Source organism: Planococcus sp. TJ-201 (assembly GCF_058268495.1).
On the sequence record NZ_JBZDOG010000002.1, the window covers coordinates 139,268 to 153,745 of the forward strand.

The window sequence follows — 14,478 nt, forward strand, 5'->3', positions numbered from 1 at the left end:
TTGCCACTTGTTCTACATCCATTAAAATGTTTCTTTCGTTTTTACCAAAGCAAAAGATCCAGCAAAGAGAGAGTACAGTTTTTGATTAGCATACCTAAAGTAAATTCTTCACAAAATGGCTGCACTCTCCATCATCCAAATATAAGCTGTACCCGCTATTCTTATAAAATTCAATCGCACTTTGCCAGTCATTATTTGTTTCTAAAAGTAGTTTTTTATAGCCGTTATCTCCCGCCCATAACTCCAAACTATGAATCATCCGGTTGGCAACGCCGGTTCTTCTGTATTCTTTTAAGACAGACATTCGCTCGACTCTTCCAACACCCGAAGCTTCCGAAGAAACGGCACCCGTACAAATTATTCGATTTTTGTAGGTGCCAACTAAAAACACAGCGCCTCGCCCGCTATAGCTCTCAATGATGCTTTTCAAATCTGGATTGTACTTGGGATCGATAAAGCCAAAGCGCTCTTCTAAGCCTTTTAGGATTACATCCCTTGCTTCTTCTTCAAATGACTGTGTAATGGGATGGATTTTCATTTCTTGCAAAACTTGAGTCAAATTCATTTTCCACCTTGCCTTTATTAGATTTCAGTTACTGGCAGTAAGCTCTGTGATTTGAGAATCGGCCAATGTTTTCAACTCTTTTGAAAGCCACGCAAGCCTTTCTTCTATTGCTGCCTTATCGCCGTACCGAATTCTCGTCCCCTCAGATATCTCTTCTCCCAACAAACAAAAATGACTGTATGCAGTCTCCAGCAACTGCAGTACTTGTTCTCCTCTCACTTCCTTTACCACATGCAAATCTCCTGCACTGTATCCTTCGAGAAATCCTTTTGCCAATGCTCTCAGCTGGTCGGTACATTTTAAAAACTGATGTTTGCGATATCGCTGAGTATCTGCCAATGCGATAAAATAAGTTTCATAAAGGTTCATAAAATTGCCAGCCATTCCCCGTGCATAATAAATGCTTGGATATGGATCGATTAAGCGAATACGGCCGTTATCCAGTAAGATATTTTCCGGCGAAACGTCCTGATTTGCCAGAAGCGGTTTCGTGAACTGCTGATTTCGAAGTTTAACAGCCAATTGAATCGTTTGGTTAACGACTGGGTCTTTAAACTCCGAACGAGCTGCACATAAGGTTCTGTAATCTGCTAAATGCTCTTCGCTTTCTTCTTTCAAAAATTCCTTGGCATCGCCAGCAAAAGTACCTTGCAGTCCTTTTTCCTCTGTCCATACAAGATATCCAAAACCATCAAGTCCGTGTAGAGTTTCTTCAGTTTCGCGGTGGATCCTCCCGACCTCCTGTCCTATTTGAAAAGCCCATTCTTCGGTCATTGCATGCAAGTCGATAGGATTTCCAGCAAAAGTTTCCAGTGTATACGTCAGTTCCGGCGAAATATGAAACTCGTAAAATTCAGGTGCTGCGCTTTCTGTTGCTCCATTAACAGACTGGTAATACAGCTTGGTTCCACCATAGTCCGCTTTTAACGTTTCCTCGTTATATGGTACCGCTTTTCCATAAGCTGTTTGTTTCGGAATTCGCAATACAAAATCATCGTTGTCTTTTTGTACTTTCCAAGCACAATGCCATGCACCCTCACCGAGAAATATTGGTTCTTGAACACCGGCATGAACTAGTGCTGCTTCCAGTTTTTTTCGATCCATGCTACTCCCTGCTTTCTACCCTTTATTTAGTTTATCTTTCCTAATTTTATATGAAGGAACATTCAAAATGTTCTTTTCTTACATTTTTTTAAAAATCAGAAGGAAATATTAAAAGCACATGGAAGTATGTTAAACAGTGGAATCGAAATTATCGTCCACACTTAAAGGGCCTCATGCTACTAACTGGGTATATTCCACCGACTAGCGTTTACGATGCTTTGATTTTTGGGACGTGGGTGCAAATTTTAGTTTAAGTACGGAATTCAAGCTTTATGTCAATCAACTATCTGATTTTGATACAGACAAGATATCTAGAATAACTTCCAGATAAATAGGTGGGTAAGTATCCGAAGGAGGTTTCCATGATGAAGATCATTGACTTTTTATTGGACAGCGACCCGGCTGTAAAAAGGCAGACGGAGCTCTATTTGTTGGATAAACACCCTTCTTACACAACAGACGGTTGGATCAGTCAATTTCTTTCTTACTTTGATGGAGAAAAAAAGACGTGGGGAAACGGGATTTACAGCCCGAAGTGGATATCGACTTTTTATACGATGAGAGATTTAAAATCTTTGGAAATTGATCCGGCGCATCCCATTTACCAACAGGGATTGCAGACCTTGATCGACCATATGTGGAACCCTCGAGAATTTGTGGAAGACGATGTTTGTGTCGTAGCAATGCTTTCTGGGTTATTGGCTTACGGCAATTACCCGGCGTCTGTTATTGATGAGATGATTCGCTATTTGCTTGAGCAACAGCAGCCGGATGGTGGTTGGAATTGTTCCGCTGCGCGTAGCCATAGTGCTAAAAGTTCCATACACACCACCTTGTCTGTTCTGGAAGCATATGCAGAATACGAAAAAGAAGGTTATGGAAACAGCCTTTCCAGGATAAAGAAACAGACTCAAACGGGCCAGAGCTATTTGCTGGACCGGAATCTGTTGCGCAGAAAATCGACCCATGAAATCATTTTGCCTTATATTGCTGAGTTTCACTTCCCAACAAGGTGGAAATACGACGTCTTACGCGCCTTGGTTTATTTTGCGGCCATCAGTTATCCGCATGCCCCCGCATTGGAAGAGGGATTGGAACTGCTCAAAAAAAAGTTTGAAAAAGGGTACTTGACTAAAGGGCCAGCCTACACTGGCAAGATTCACTTTCGGATGGAAACCGCAAAAATTGGAGCTATGAATACATTAAGAGGATTAATGGTTTTAAAACGGTACTCTCCTGATTATTACAATGAAATCCTTCGTAAGGACATTGTCATTTCCCAAACATGAGCGTTATAGAGAAAAGAGAGAAGATGAGCTTTTAGGCGGCTCCTTCTCTCTAGTTATTAGTATATATTTTGCTTCATGATTTCTCCGCATTTTAAAATGGAAGACTTTGAAACAGTGAAACTGTGAGGATCGATGTAAACAAAGTGCCCGCTGTCATTAAAGTGACAATCTTACGCCCGTTCTGTGTCTCTGAAGATTTCATAAGTTCGTTGGTCATAGTAACCCAAATTATACTTGTGACTATAGCCAGTAGACCGATTATTTCTGAAGACATGAATAATCCCTCTTTTCATTTGTATTTTATGTACATCTTTAATTTCTTATATACGAAGCGGTACAGTTGAGGTTTCATGTTTTTCCTGTGTTTGGACAACAGGCTTGCTCATTTCATCAAAACAAACAAGGCACCCATAGCTGGATTTGAAGCTCTTTTGCAATGGCTTTGTTCGGAACTGCTGAGATTTGAATTTCTTCAAAAGTCTATTTTTAAATTTTATTTAAATATTCAGTCTTTTTAAAAAGGGTTTTAAGCAGCATTGAAGAATTAAGCTTTAGAAAAGAATTAAAAAATTGGGAGGGATTAGCATGACTTTGGAATACAAACACATTTTGACGGCGGTTGACGGATCACCTGAAGCGGAAGCGGCTTTTAAAAAATCGGTGCAAATAGCGAAACGGGATAATGCGGAATTGAACTTAATTTACGTAGTCGATACCCGCTCCTTTACGGCGATGACAAAACGTGTACCGGATAAAAACGATGATGTATTTGATTATGGCATCCAGCTGCTTGATGACTATAAGAAGGAAGCTGTTGCAGCAGGCATCCCGGAAGTGAATGAATTTGTGGTTCCGGGATCCCCTAATAAGGTCATTACACGAGACTATGCCAAGCAGGTGGATGCCGACCTTATTGTATGCGGAGCGCAAGGTTTGAATGCAGTCGAACATATATTAATGGGAAGTGTGTCTCAACATATTGTCAGCAGCAGCCCTTGTGATGTTTTGGTGGTCCGAAGCAAAAAGCCTAAGCAGTAATTATTTCTCCGGAAGAGTTCGGTTAACTTGTTTTTCAAGCTAACCGAGCTTTTTTGATTGTATATAAAGGCATGGTGATTAGCTATTTACCGAGGATAGGAAAGCCAGTAAGCGAGTGGAACTAGCACAAGCATAAATGCAACCCAGCTGAGAATTGACACCTTTCTTGAAACCCCCCACTTTTTTTCCATAAACTTGACGTGGATAGACACAAAAGAAAAACCTATAAAGCTGAGGACAAACCCTAACCCGTCTTGGTAAATAGTAAGAGCTCTGATGGCCCCCAAACCTATAAATAACAGCGCAAGATGCCAGATGATCCAATAGAATTGCTGATTTTTCTCTACTTGATCCAATGTACTCCCTCCTTGTATTTTTCAAAAGCATAGAGCTTTACACAATTTTAGTAGAAACAAAAAATAACAATCAATTTATGAATTAGTATCCCTCCGCTATAAGTAAATGTAACTTACATCTTTACCCAACACGGATTTAAAACTAATAATTTCTATGTTTTTTCTTATTCGAGTAATACCATATAAAATAGCTGACAGTCCCCGTAACCAATAGTAAGGATGGAATCAAATGAAGTTCAGTTGGCAAAAAGAGATACAACACTATTGCCAGTAGCATTAACGGAAGAACTGTAGCGAAATATATCCTTACACTTCGGTTGTTGAAGCTTAAATCAAAACGTTCCAAGGGATCACCTCCTAATTATTACCTTAACATATTAGGATGAAATGGAATTGATTCTATTCATTTCTTTTCTGACTTTTTTATCAAGTGTAAATAATTTTAGACAAAATATAGTTTTATAAAAAGACACCAACTACCAAGTCCGAATACTATTCAACCATCAAAGGAAAAAAATAATGGGCTGTTCCTTGTTCCCAAGTTGCTGTCACTTCATAAATCGTTCTGCCAGTTTGTCCTTCTAAAACGACCATATCAGAAGAACTCTTTAAATTCTTTTCAGCTTCCCAAATAGTTACTTTGTAAGAAAGTGGATCTGTCTCAAATTTAAACTGAATAGATGTTTTCGAATTTACTTTCGGAGCACTGCGGTTGCCAAGCAGTTCAAAAGGTGAGATGGATTCTGCTTGCACAGAAGCCATCGCATTTTCTTCTGGGTCAAAGTAACTCCATGCATATCCACTTAGGGCAGCCATAAACTGTTCTCCATTTATTTCGATTTTCATTTGCGGTGGCTTTTGTGAGATGGATTCTAGATCCTCCGAAGAAGTATTCATGTCTCTGTCATTTTGCACCAGTGGATTTTTGGAGCTGCAGCCGACCATCATACTAATAAGTATACTCATTAAAAATAACTGTCTTAAGGTCATTTCCTACCGCCTCCAATACCATTTAGACGGCGGTTGAAAACTTTAGTTACAGCGGTACCACTTTGTTGCAAATACAAAAAACTTTTCAATCACCTGCTGCAAATACTTTTTTGTTTTGTTCTATTGCAACCAGGCAAAGCGTTTTCAGATCTTGTGCAAATTGGTTGATGCCCCACGTAATTTTGTCTGCTTCCCCTTGTTTAGTTAGATCTAGTCTGTATTCATTTAACAGTCTTTCACAAATCATCACTAACTCATATAGATCTCTCGTTGAAAACAAGCGATCACTATATTGATCAAGATTGATTAACAAGCTGTGTTTTTTGCAGGATATCCCTCCTGATCTATCAGGTACTGGTGAAGTCTCTCGTCAAACTTTACATATTTGGGGGAAGACGCTATTTCTTTGGGTTTATTAGCAATATAAAAATCGATTCCGTTGGTCATGATATCCCTCCAATTTTGTTGAGACCACTCATGGCTCCTTAAATAAAATTGCCTGCCTCGGAAATAATTTACTATAGGAGATCTCAGATATGATAAATTACAAGGAAACCAGAGTCGATCAAAATGACCCAATACTCTTTCTCCATGGACTTGGGGCGAGCTGCTGGATGTGGTGGCAGCAAGAAGCTGCTTTCTCAGATTATCCACTAGTCCTGGCCGATTTGCCGGGACATGGGAAAAGCATCTCAACGCCATGGGTTAGTTTATCGGATACCACAGAGTTAATTGTCGACGAAGTGATTGGAAATCGAAAGGTTCATGTGGTCGGAATTTCATTGGGCGGCCATGTAGCGTTAGAATTAGCAAAACGATTTCCCGAAAATATTCTTAGCCTATTGGTCAGCGGCATTACCGCAAAACCGATGCACTTTCAGTTTTTAATGAAACTACAATCTCGTGCAGTACAGCGTGGCATACAAAATGAACGCTACCTGAACAAACTGGCCCGGGAGTACTACCAATTGCCTCCCGATAAAACGACTGAATTCATAACGAATTATCAGCTGCTGACACGTAAAACCTACGAAACGATTTGGAAGGAAATCATGTCTTTCAGATTGGACGAATCCTATGGAAAGATCACCAGTCCATGTTTTATCGTCGCAGGCGATCGCGAGTCCCGCGGCATTCTTGAAACAATTCAATTGGCTCCAAAATACATTCCGAACGCCAAAGGGAGTTTAATCCCAGGAGCACAACATGCCTGGCCTGTACAAAAAGCAGAGCTTTTTAACCGTGTTTTGAGAGAGTGGTTAAATGATCTCTGATCAGGTCCATCACAGTTCACGGCTAGTGACAGCCCGATTAAACAAAAGGAGAAAAGATTTGCTGTGCTCAGCTTCTTTTCTCGTTATTCTTTGAACTTTAATCAGTTATTCAGCATATGTATTCTTACTTTTCGTATAGGTGTAAAGAAGAGCACCTGCAACAAAAAAAATTACACCGATTAAAAGATCGGTCGTCTCGGTGTAGATTAAAATCGCCGCTGAAATTATAAGCAGGATGCTTATAACTTTTAATAAAACAGTCATATGACTTCCTCCTCATTTTTACACAGATAACTTCTCTAATTTAAAATGTTCAGTAAGTGAAATCCTACGCCCATCTACATGCCATTGACTGTAATCTTTAAAAACCGACTCTATATTGTTTTCATAACAAACTTCCACCAAATACTTAACTGTAAGAAAACTTCTCCAATAATCAAACATGATGCTTGATAAACTTTCCTGATACGAATTGCTTCCAAACTCATCAAGCGGTCGATCTCCATACTTTACCGTAAATAGGGTAACCAGCTCCTTTTCAACGGCTGAGACTTGATGAAATTCCTCATTAGTTAACAGGAACTTTCGGGGTAAGTACTCACACATGCCTTCTTCAAACCATATGCTGTCTTCCCGCTCTTCGTCAAACTCATCTAAAAACAAATCGGAGTGATGAGTTAGTTCGTGACCGAGAATTGTGAGAACATGCTTTTCTGAAAGCTTCTCGTAAAACTGGATGATATGGGGAAGATCCAGCCCATCTAACTGCTGGACGAAAAGTTCTCTCCAAGCTAGGACATCTGGTGAGATATAAATCGTGTTCTTGTTTGTAAATGCTGGGATGGGAAGATTAGAAAAAACAGTTGTAGCAGACTCTACAGACGTCCAAACAACTGCCTTAGGTTTATCTACTAGGCAATAATTAGTTTCTAAATGTTTTTGATAGGCATTTAACTGTCTTTTGAATCGTTCAATGACGGCTTGGTATTTTTCCACCTCTTCTATTTTTTCAAAGGCATAAATATGCTTCATTCAAAGGCTCCTTATATAAAATTTCAGCTAACATGCAACAGCAATAAGTTTGGAAAGTGACCCTATCACAACTATGTCCATATTAATTATACCAATAATATCCAATCTTTCATCAAGAAATACGCTGTGTTTTCAGAAAAGAGGTTGTTTTTTCGTCGATTTCATTTGCCGTATTCCCAAGCCAAATTAAATGCCCCCATGAGTCGACTAAATAAAGGTTCGAATGAGGGATATGTGTATGTGCATGGTAAGGATGCTCTAAAGAAACGGCTCCATCATGCTTACTGTGAAGAATGAGCGTGGGGCAAGCAATTGATTGTAAATTTTCAATAGTTATTTCCGCATTTTGCTTGAGGTCGATCATAAAGCCAAAGCCCGATCGCTCGCGATTGTTCATTTTTCGCATGGATTCACGATCAGTAATCGCAAATTTAGTTTTTGCCTCCCTGTAGGACAGAGTACTGAATGATGAAAACATGCTGCGGAAAATCAATTGCGGAAACCTATTGTTTAGTACAGAAATGAAAGACCAGGTAAACTTTTCAGTATAAGGTTGAAATAATATTTTAGCTGTCTTGTATTCTTTATCTTTTGGTTGAAGCCAATTAGTGGTTACTGCAGACTGTAAAGTCAACGTGCTGACCATTTCAGGAAAATGTGATGCAAAGTAAATGCCGCTGGGTCCGCCAGCTGAAATCACAAGCAAGTGAACTTTCTCGATATTCAAGTGATTGATCAATTTGCGGTAACATTCGCAAGCTGTCGACAGGCTTTTCCCCACCCTCTTTGAAGTTTTTCCATAGCCTGCTCTTGAAGGAGTAATCACCATAAAATCGTTTTCAACCAATGCTCTGTAACCCATTTCTTCCTTGGAACTTGAATGTCCACCGTGCATGACCAGTACCGGTTCTCCCTTTCCAACAATGGAATACTCAATAGATATGCCATTACATGTGAAAATTTCGACCTTTCGCTTCATAATTTTTCACCTCTTGTAGTGTTAACTGTATAATCCCCCAAAATTTTAAATTGCTGCTTTCTTTCAATAACTTAACTCCTTTGAAAGACCATGATTTATAAACCAGAAAACCATTTAGGATTTCTCCTAAATGGTTTTCTGGTTTTACGTATTGCTCTTATTCGAATTGTCGCTTTCTGCCATGGCCATGACTTCCCATAAATGGCCATCAAGGTCTTGAAAGCTCCAAGCATACATATACTCGTTATCCATCACATCATTCGATGCTGTTCCGCCCGCTTCTAACGCTTTGTTGACGATGTCATCAACACTTTGACGGCTATCGGCAGAAAGCGCCACAATCACTTCTGTATTTGTTGTCGAATCGGCAAGTTCTTTTTTGGTGAACGTTTTAAAAAAAGGCTCAATTAACAACATGACAAAAATGTTTTCTCCGACAATCATGCACGATGCATTTTCATCCGTCATTTCTGGATGAAATTCAAATCCAAGCTTTGTAAAAAACTCCACCGATTTGTCCAAATCTTTCACAGGCAAATTGACGTAAATCTCTTTTGCTTTTAATGCCATTGATTCTCCTCCATTCTGAATTAAATTAATCATTTATCTTAATTCGTTAAAGACCAGAAGAAGCCTGCTTAAATTCAATTTTTTATTTTCTTTTAGCAAATATTTTTGATTCTAAAATATGAATATACATTTTTAATTCTCTACACAAAACTATATTGTCGGTTCTCTTTAAATATGTAGATTTCAATTTATCTTAGTAGATACTTGATAACTCGGAAACCATTGGATTAAAACCTTGTATAAAGTAATAGAAATTTTTTTAAAAAATGAAAAGTAAGAATATAGTATCTTTTATTACTTTAGATATTTTAAGTAATAAAATAGCAGGGACTTCTACAAAAAAAGACAAGAAATTCGCCTGAACAGGCTCTTTTCTCATCTCAAATTCCCTATAGCTGCAAGTCACTTAAGTTGTTTAGCTGCTTCAATAAAATAGTTGCACCTTTTGTACTCAGAAAAAAACCAGATGCATATCGTTTGTTTTCTGGAAGTACTTTTCCGGTAATAAAACAAGCAGCGTATGGCTGATATTTTTTCATTACTACTTTTTCATCTTCCATATAAAATACAATCTTATCATGCTCATTAAGTTGAAAAGATTTTCTTAGCTCATATGGAATCGTAATACGTCCCAAGCGATCAATTTTTCGAACAATGCCTGTTCTTTTCATTTGTATTCTCTCACTTTCGTAACCAGGACTGTATTGTGGGTGATGCATCATTTGGACACTCAACTAAATAGCATATGCTACAGAAGAAGCAAAGCATCTACATCTAAAATTTTGATCACACGGCGATCTTCTTGCTTAATCCAGCCCATATCTTCAAATCTCGTAAGCTTCCGGCTTATGGTTTCTGGTGCTGTTCCCAAAAATGATGCCAGGTCTTTTCGGGACATGGGGAGGCGAATCTCAGCACTCTCACTTTCTTGGACCAATTCAACCAAATATAAGGCAATGCGTGTTTCCACATCTTCGGTGGCAAAACTAGTCAATTGATGTTCTGCAGAATCAAGCCGTTTTGAAAACTCCGTTAAAATTTTCAATGAAATATTCGGGTGTTTCTGCAGCAATTCCTGTAAATCAGAATTGTTTATGCTGCAAATCTCCGTTTTCTCCATAGCTTCTCCATAGACTTCATGTACGGATTCGGTAAAAACAGCAAGTTCACCTGTAAACTCACCTGGTGACAAAATTCGAATCAGCTGCTCCTTGCCATTCTCTGATAAACGATACACCTTTATTTTTCCTTCATGAACAATATACAAAGAGTTCGAAGTGTCGCCGGCTCTGTATAAAATTTCGCCTTTTTTCAAAGAAACTGGACGAGTCGCTTTCGCAATCATCTCCATTTCTTCTGGTTGAAGATGATTGAAAATCGGAACAATCGAAACACACAACTCATGATTTTTATTGGTTTTTGAACTGGTATGTTTAAATGCCTCTTTATGGTCCATACTTTCAATTCTCCCTTCGTATGCGCCAATTAAACGATAGAATGACGAATGAATTTTGTTATCATTAAAATTTGCGATCTCTATCAAAAAGTTCAAGAAGTACGACTGCTTATATGTTTTATAAACTATTTTTCATAATTAAACCAGCAATTGATTTTCAACCACCGATATAAGACATCCCGATTTTTTTACGGGTTTTAGCAGTTTGCTCTGTTCGTTCGTCAGAATACCGATCTGTACGATTTCCCCATACATGGCTCACAGCGTTCAATATTCCAGCGTCATCTAAACCATTTCGAAGCAATTCACGAATATCAAAACCTTCTGTGGCAAACAAACAAGTATAAAATTTTCCATCCGAAGACAGGCGTGCACGCGTACAGGAAGAACAAAAAGATTCTGAAACGGACGTTATAAATCCTATTTGTGATTTGCTTTCGTTGTAACTGTATCGCTTCGCCACTTCACCGAAATAGTCTTTGTCGACAGGTTCCAGTTTATAAACAGTTTGAAGCAACGAGAGAATTTCTTTTTTGGTGATTACTTTTTTAAAGCTCCAGCTATTGTCAGTTCCTACGTCCATAAACTCAATAAAGCGAAGTGTAATTCCCCGTTCTTTAAAATAAGCTGCCATCGGCAAAATTTCTTTTTCATTCACATCTTTTTGCACGACCATGTTTACTTTTATTTCGAAACCCAGTTCATTGGCATAGTCAATTTGTTCAAGGATTTTTGAGGAACCCACACCTCTGCCATTGAGCTTTCCAAAAAGAGTAGAATCCAAAGCATCCAGGCTGATGTTCAATCTTCTTAAACCCGCATCGTACAAAGATTGTCCATGCTTTTTCAGCAAAAGGCCATTAGTGGTCAACCCTAAATCCTCTACGCCGTCAATTGACAAAATTTGCTGGATCAACTCTGACAGATCTTTACGCAACAAGGGTTCTCCCCCTGTTAACCTAATTTTTTTTACTCCCATCGTTACAAATAACTTGGTCAGCCGGTAAATTTCTTCAAAAGACAGCAATTCCTGTTTTGGCAAAAATGCATAGTCATCCCCAAAAACTTCTTTTGGCATACAATACGAGCACCGGAAATTGCACCGGTCCGTAACGGAAATTCGCAAATCGCGGATTGGCCGCCCCAGTTGGTCATTTAATGGTTTTCTTTCCATAGTGCTTCTCCCTTTCTACATTATAATTCAAATCAATTAGCATAATTTGATCATCAGCCTCCGCTAACCGGCGGGATTAAGGCAACAATATCGCCTTCTTTTAAGACCTCATTCGGCATTGCATATTCTTCATTAACTGCGAATTGTACGGAACTTTCTTTTAGACCACTATATTTTTCTTCAAGCCATTTTCGAAACTCGCCAACAGTTTTTTCTGTAAAAAGAACAACTTCATTGGATCTACCTGTAATGTTCCGAATTCCCGCAAAATACTGTACCGTAATCATTTGTATCCTCCCGGTTTTTTCTTTTGGTCGCCACCCCATTCTTCTCCATCATTCCAAATTTCTTTTTTCCAGATTGGAACGATTTCCTTGATTCGTTCAATCGCATATTCGTTGGCTTCATAAGCGGCTTTCCGATGAGGTGAAGATACTGCAATTACTACCGCGATATCACTGATTTGAAGTTCGCCGATGCGATGGGCTATTGCCACTTGGCAGCCCTCCCATTTTCCCTCTATCTCCTGACCGATTTGTGCCAATTTCTTTTCTGCCATCGGCACATAAGCTTCATATTCCAAGAAAAGAGTTTGTGCAGTTCCCGTCCATTCTCGAACATGTCCTGTAAAAAGTATGATTGCCCCAGCTTCAGCTCTTAAAACATAGTCTGCATACAATTGAGGATTGATCGGTTCTGATACGATGCTAAATGTTTTCATCTAGTTCCCCTTCCAACCAGTTCATAACATACGTGTCTATCTTTTGGGTAATGGTTAGCTATTTTTCCTGCTGAATTATTCTATTTTCCATAACGCGCTGCCTTCTTCTACTCCTAGAAGAAGAACGTCTACCGTATCTCCTTTTTTGAATCCCCTTGTCCCACTTGGCAGGACAATCAGTGAATTACCTTTTGCGATCGAAGCAACTGCATTTGATTTGTTAAAGCCTGCTGGTTTTATAGTAATGCCGTCGTATACTGCTCTAATAAAACGAGTAAACGGATTTGCTTTTGTAAAATCTTCTCCGAGTACGGCTGTGGTATGCGGCAAATACAGTTTTTCTGCACCCATCATTTTTAACAAAGCCGGACGGACAAACAACTCAAAACCTGTAAAACAGGCAGAAGGATTTCCGGACAACCCGAATAAATATTTGTTATCCGCTACAGCTACTGTCGTTACACTGCCAGGACGCATGGTGACTTTGTTGAATAATACATGGGCACCCAGACGCTCATAAATGGCCGGCAGAAAATCAAAGTCGCCAACCGATACACCGCCAGTGGTAATCAAGCAATCCGTTTCCGCAGCCGCTTTTTTTACAAGTTCAAAACTCTCATCTAATTTGTCCGCAGACAAGCCATATGTTTTACACAAAATTCCCATACGAGCTAGCTGCGCTGCTATCATTGGACCATTGCTGTTGCGAATTTTTCCCGGAACGAGCAAGTCAGCTACATCCAACAACTCTGTTCCAGTCGACAAAATGCCAACTACCGGCTGTTTGGAGACACGTACTTGTGCGTAACCAAAAGTAGCAAGAACGGCAATAGTGCCAGAATGGATTAGGTTTCCACTTTCTATTACTGTTTCACTTTGTTTGATATCTTCACCTTTCTGCGAAACATTTTCCAAAGGCGTGAAAGGTTTTCGAATTGTGAAAGAGTCCTTCGATTCGACAGTTTGCTCGAACATGACAATGGCGTCCGCGTTTTTCGGGAGTGGTGCACCAGTCATAATCCGTATTGCCTCGTTGCCGTAAAGAGGCTTTTCTGATACTGTCCCTGCTCCAATGTGGTCGATAACTGTAAACGTGACGCGGTTATCACCGGAAGCTCCAATTGAGTCTTTGGAAGAAATGGCAAAACCGTCGTACGGAGACCGATCAAATGGCGGTACAGGGTGCTTAGCTACAATAGGTTCTGCCAGTATCCGATGATAGCTTTGATTAAGGGATACCATCTCAGTCCCAAGCAACTGTGCCTGTCCGATTATTTTTTTTACAGCCTCTGACACCGGAATCGGCTGACGTTGTTCAATCATTCCCATCTACTCCTTGCTTTTATTGATTAGCTTTATGTGTGAAAATCGAACCTGAAGCTTAGAAGCCAAATATAAAAAGCCTACACACGAGGATGATGATGTTTGCAGAGCTCAAAAATGATATGACGAATTTCCGGCAAGACGAGCCGCTTCATGGCGATCTTTACTGCCGCACGTGAACCCGGCAGTACAAAAATAGCTTTGTCCGATGCCACACCTGCTGTAGCCCGGCTTAGAATGGCTTTGGTTCCAATACTTTCTGTAAAGCTCAAGTAGCGGAACAATTCTCCAAAACCTCTCAATTCTTTATCAAAAAAAGGCTCCACGGCTTCCAATGTCACATCCCGTTCAGAAATGCCTGTGCCACCTGTGGTTATGATGGCATCCAGTTCTTCATTTTCCAACCAATCGGACAATACGCCACTAATTTCATTTTTGTTGTCATTGACGATTTTGTAGTTACAAACTTCCAATCCGTTTGCTTTTGCCAATTTTTTAATCAATTCACCGCCTGGATCAGCATCTTTTTACGCGTATCGCTAATCGTTAAGATAGCAATATGTACGTTTCTTTTTAGTGGAAACGAGTTCGACAATTAACTCTTCCT

20 protein-coding genes and 1 pseudogene are annotated in these 14,478 nt (G+C 39.5%); 3 read left to right on the forward strand and 18 right to left on the reverse strand.

The genetic code is table 11. The annotated features are described in order from the left end of the window. Positions 1–94 precede the first annotated feature (94 nt). A complete protein-coding gene (locus tag AC4EG4_RS06395; RefSeq protein WP_490987289.1) occupies positions 95–565 on the reverse strand; it encodes a GNAT family N-acetyltransferase in 471 nt (156 codons plus the stop codon). 24 nt (positions 566–589) lie between these two features. Then, on the reverse strand, positions 590–1,669 hold the full coding sequence (locus AC4EG4_RS06400; RefSeq protein ID WP_490987290.1) for a protein kinase family protein: 1,080 nt from the start codon (positions 1,667–1,669) through the stop codon (positions 590–592). Positions 1,670–2,034: 365 nt separating this feature from the next. On the opposite strand from AC4EG4_RS06400, the gene AC4EG4_RS06405 reads away from it, so the two are divergent. After that, on the forward strand, positions 2,035–2,958 hold the full coding sequence (locus tag AC4EG4_RS06405) for a hypothetical protein (RefSeq protein ID WP_490987291.1): 924 nt from the start codon (positions 2,035–2,037) through the stop codon (positions 2,956–2,958). Between the two features lie 91 nt (positions 2,959–3,049). Here AC4EG4_RS06405 and AC4EG4_RS06410 read toward each other — a convergent pair whose 3' ends face one another. Beyond that, entirely contained in the window at positions 3,050–3,232 is a 183-nt protein-coding gene (locus AC4EG4_RS06410) for a hypothetical protein (RefSeq protein ID WP_490987292.1), read from the reverse strand. 311 nt (positions 3,233–3,543) lie between these two features. On the opposite strand from AC4EG4_RS06410, the gene AC4EG4_RS06415 reads away from it, so the two are divergent. Next, on the forward strand, positions 3,544–3,996 hold the full coding sequence (locus AC4EG4_RS06415; protein ID WP_490987293.1) for a universal stress protein: 453 nt from the start codon (positions 3,544–3,546) through the stop codon (positions 3,994–3,996). A gap of 86 nt (positions 3,997–4,082) precedes the next feature. On the opposite strand, the gene AC4EG4_RS06420 is transcribed toward AC4EG4_RS06415, so the two are convergent. From AC4EG4_RS06420 to AC4EG4_RS06435, 4 genes are all read right to left on the reverse strand, one after another. Beyond that, entirely contained in the window at positions 4,083–4,352 is a 270-nt protein-coding gene (locus AC4EG4_RS06420; RefSeq protein ID WP_490978481.1) for a hypothetical protein, read from the reverse strand. Between the two features lie 492 nt (positions 4,353–4,844). After that, a complete protein-coding gene (locus AC4EG4_RS06425; RefSeq protein WP_490987294.1) occupies positions 4,845–5,342 on the reverse strand; it encodes a hypothetical protein in 498 nt (165 codons plus the stop codon). A gap of 85 nt (positions 5,343–5,427) precedes the next feature. Next, positions 5,428–5,589, reverse strand: a complete 162-nt coding sequence (locus tag AC4EG4_RS06430; RefSeq protein WP_490987295.1) for a hypothetical protein — start codon at positions 5,587–5,589, stop codon at positions 5,428–5,430. A 59-nt stretch (positions 5,590–5,648) separates the two neighbouring features. After that, complete coding sequence (locus tag AC4EG4_RS06435; RefSeq protein ID WP_490987296.1) at positions 5,649–5,789, reverse strand: hypothetical protein; 141 nt, start codon at positions 5,787–5,789, stop codon at positions 5,649–5,651. Positions 5,790–5,878: 89 nt separating this feature from the next. Here AC4EG4_RS06435 and AC4EG4_RS06440 point away from each other — a divergent pair, with 89 nt between their 5' ends. Continuing rightward, complete coding sequence (locus AC4EG4_RS06440) at positions 5,879–6,616, forward strand: alpha/beta fold hydrolase (RefSeq protein WP_490987297.1); 738 nt, start codon at positions 5,879–5,881, stop codon at positions 6,614–6,616. Between the two features lie 105 nt (positions 6,617–6,721). Here the strand turns inward: AC4EG4_RS06440 and AC4EG4_RS06445 are convergent, their stop codons facing one another. From AC4EG4_RS06445 to AC4EG4_RS06495, 11 genes and pseudogenes are all read right to left on the reverse strand, one after another. Further along, positions 6,722–6,880 carry a hypothetical protein gene (locus AC4EG4_RS06445; protein WP_490987298.1) on the reverse strand — a complete coding sequence of 53 codons (159 nt, stop codon included), beginning with the start codon at positions 6,878–6,880 and terminating at the stop codon, positions 6,722–6,724. Between the two features lie 18 nt (positions 6,881–6,898). Continuing rightward, entirely contained in the window at positions 6,899–7,648 is a 750-nt protein-coding gene (locus AC4EG4_RS06450) for a hypothetical protein (RefSeq protein WP_490987299.1), read from the reverse strand. Between the two features lie 112 nt (positions 7,649–7,760). Beyond that, complete coding sequence (locus AC4EG4_RS06455) at positions 7,761–8,627, reverse strand: alpha/beta fold hydrolase (protein WP_490987300.1); 867 nt, start codon at positions 8,625–8,627, stop codon at positions 7,761–7,763. A 144-nt stretch (positions 8,628–8,771) separates the two neighbouring features. Next, on the reverse strand, positions 8,772–9,197 hold the full coding sequence (locus AC4EG4_RS06460; protein ID WP_490987301.1) for a VOC family protein: 426 nt from the start codon (positions 9,195–9,197) through the stop codon (positions 8,772–8,774). Positions 9,198–9,586: 389 nt separating this feature from the next. Beyond that, entirely contained in the window at positions 9,587–9,868 is a 282-nt protein-coding gene (locus AC4EG4_RS06465; RefSeq protein ID WP_490987302.1) for an AbrB/MazE/SpoVT family DNA-binding domain-containing protein, read from the reverse strand. 77 nt (positions 9,869–9,945) lie between these two features. Next, positions 9,946–10,653 carry a Crp/Fnr family transcriptional regulator gene (locus AC4EG4_RS06470; RefSeq protein ID WP_490987303.1) on the reverse strand — a complete coding sequence of 236 codons (708 nt, stop codon included), beginning with the start codon at positions 10,651–10,653 and terminating at the stop codon, positions 9,946–9,948. Positions 10,654–10,810: 157 nt separating this feature from the next. Next, positions 10,811–11,827, reverse strand: a complete 1,017-nt coding sequence (gene moaA, locus AC4EG4_RS06475; protein ID WP_490987304.1) for a GTP 3',8-cyclase MoaA — start codon at positions 11,825–11,827, stop codon at positions 10,811–10,813. Between the two features lie 53 nt (positions 11,828–11,880). After that, entirely contained in the window at positions 11,881–12,114 is a 234-nt protein-coding gene (gene moaD, locus AC4EG4_RS06480; RefSeq protein ID WP_490987305.1) for a molybdopterin converting factor subunit 1, read from the reverse strand. Continuing rightward, positions 12,111–12,548: a molybdenum cofactor biosynthesis protein MoaE gene (locus AC4EG4_RS06485; protein ID WP_490987306.1), complete on the reverse strand. Its 438-nt coding sequence runs from the start codon at positions 12,546–12,548 to the stop codon at positions 12,111–12,113. The genes moaD and AC4EG4_RS06485 overlap by 4 nt, the downstream gene beginning before the upstream one ends. A 75-nt stretch (positions 12,549–12,623) precedes the next feature. After that, a complete protein-coding gene (locus AC4EG4_RS06490; protein WP_490987307.1) occupies positions 12,624–13,871 on the reverse strand; it encodes a molybdopterin molybdotransferase MoeA in 1,248 nt (415 codons plus the stop codon). Between the two features lie 80 nt (positions 13,872–13,951). After that, positions 13,952–14,466, reverse strand: a pseudogene (locus AC4EG4_RS06495) (MogA/MoaB family molybdenum cofactor biosynthesis protein). Between the last annotated feature and the right edge of the window lie 12 nt (positions 14,467–14,478).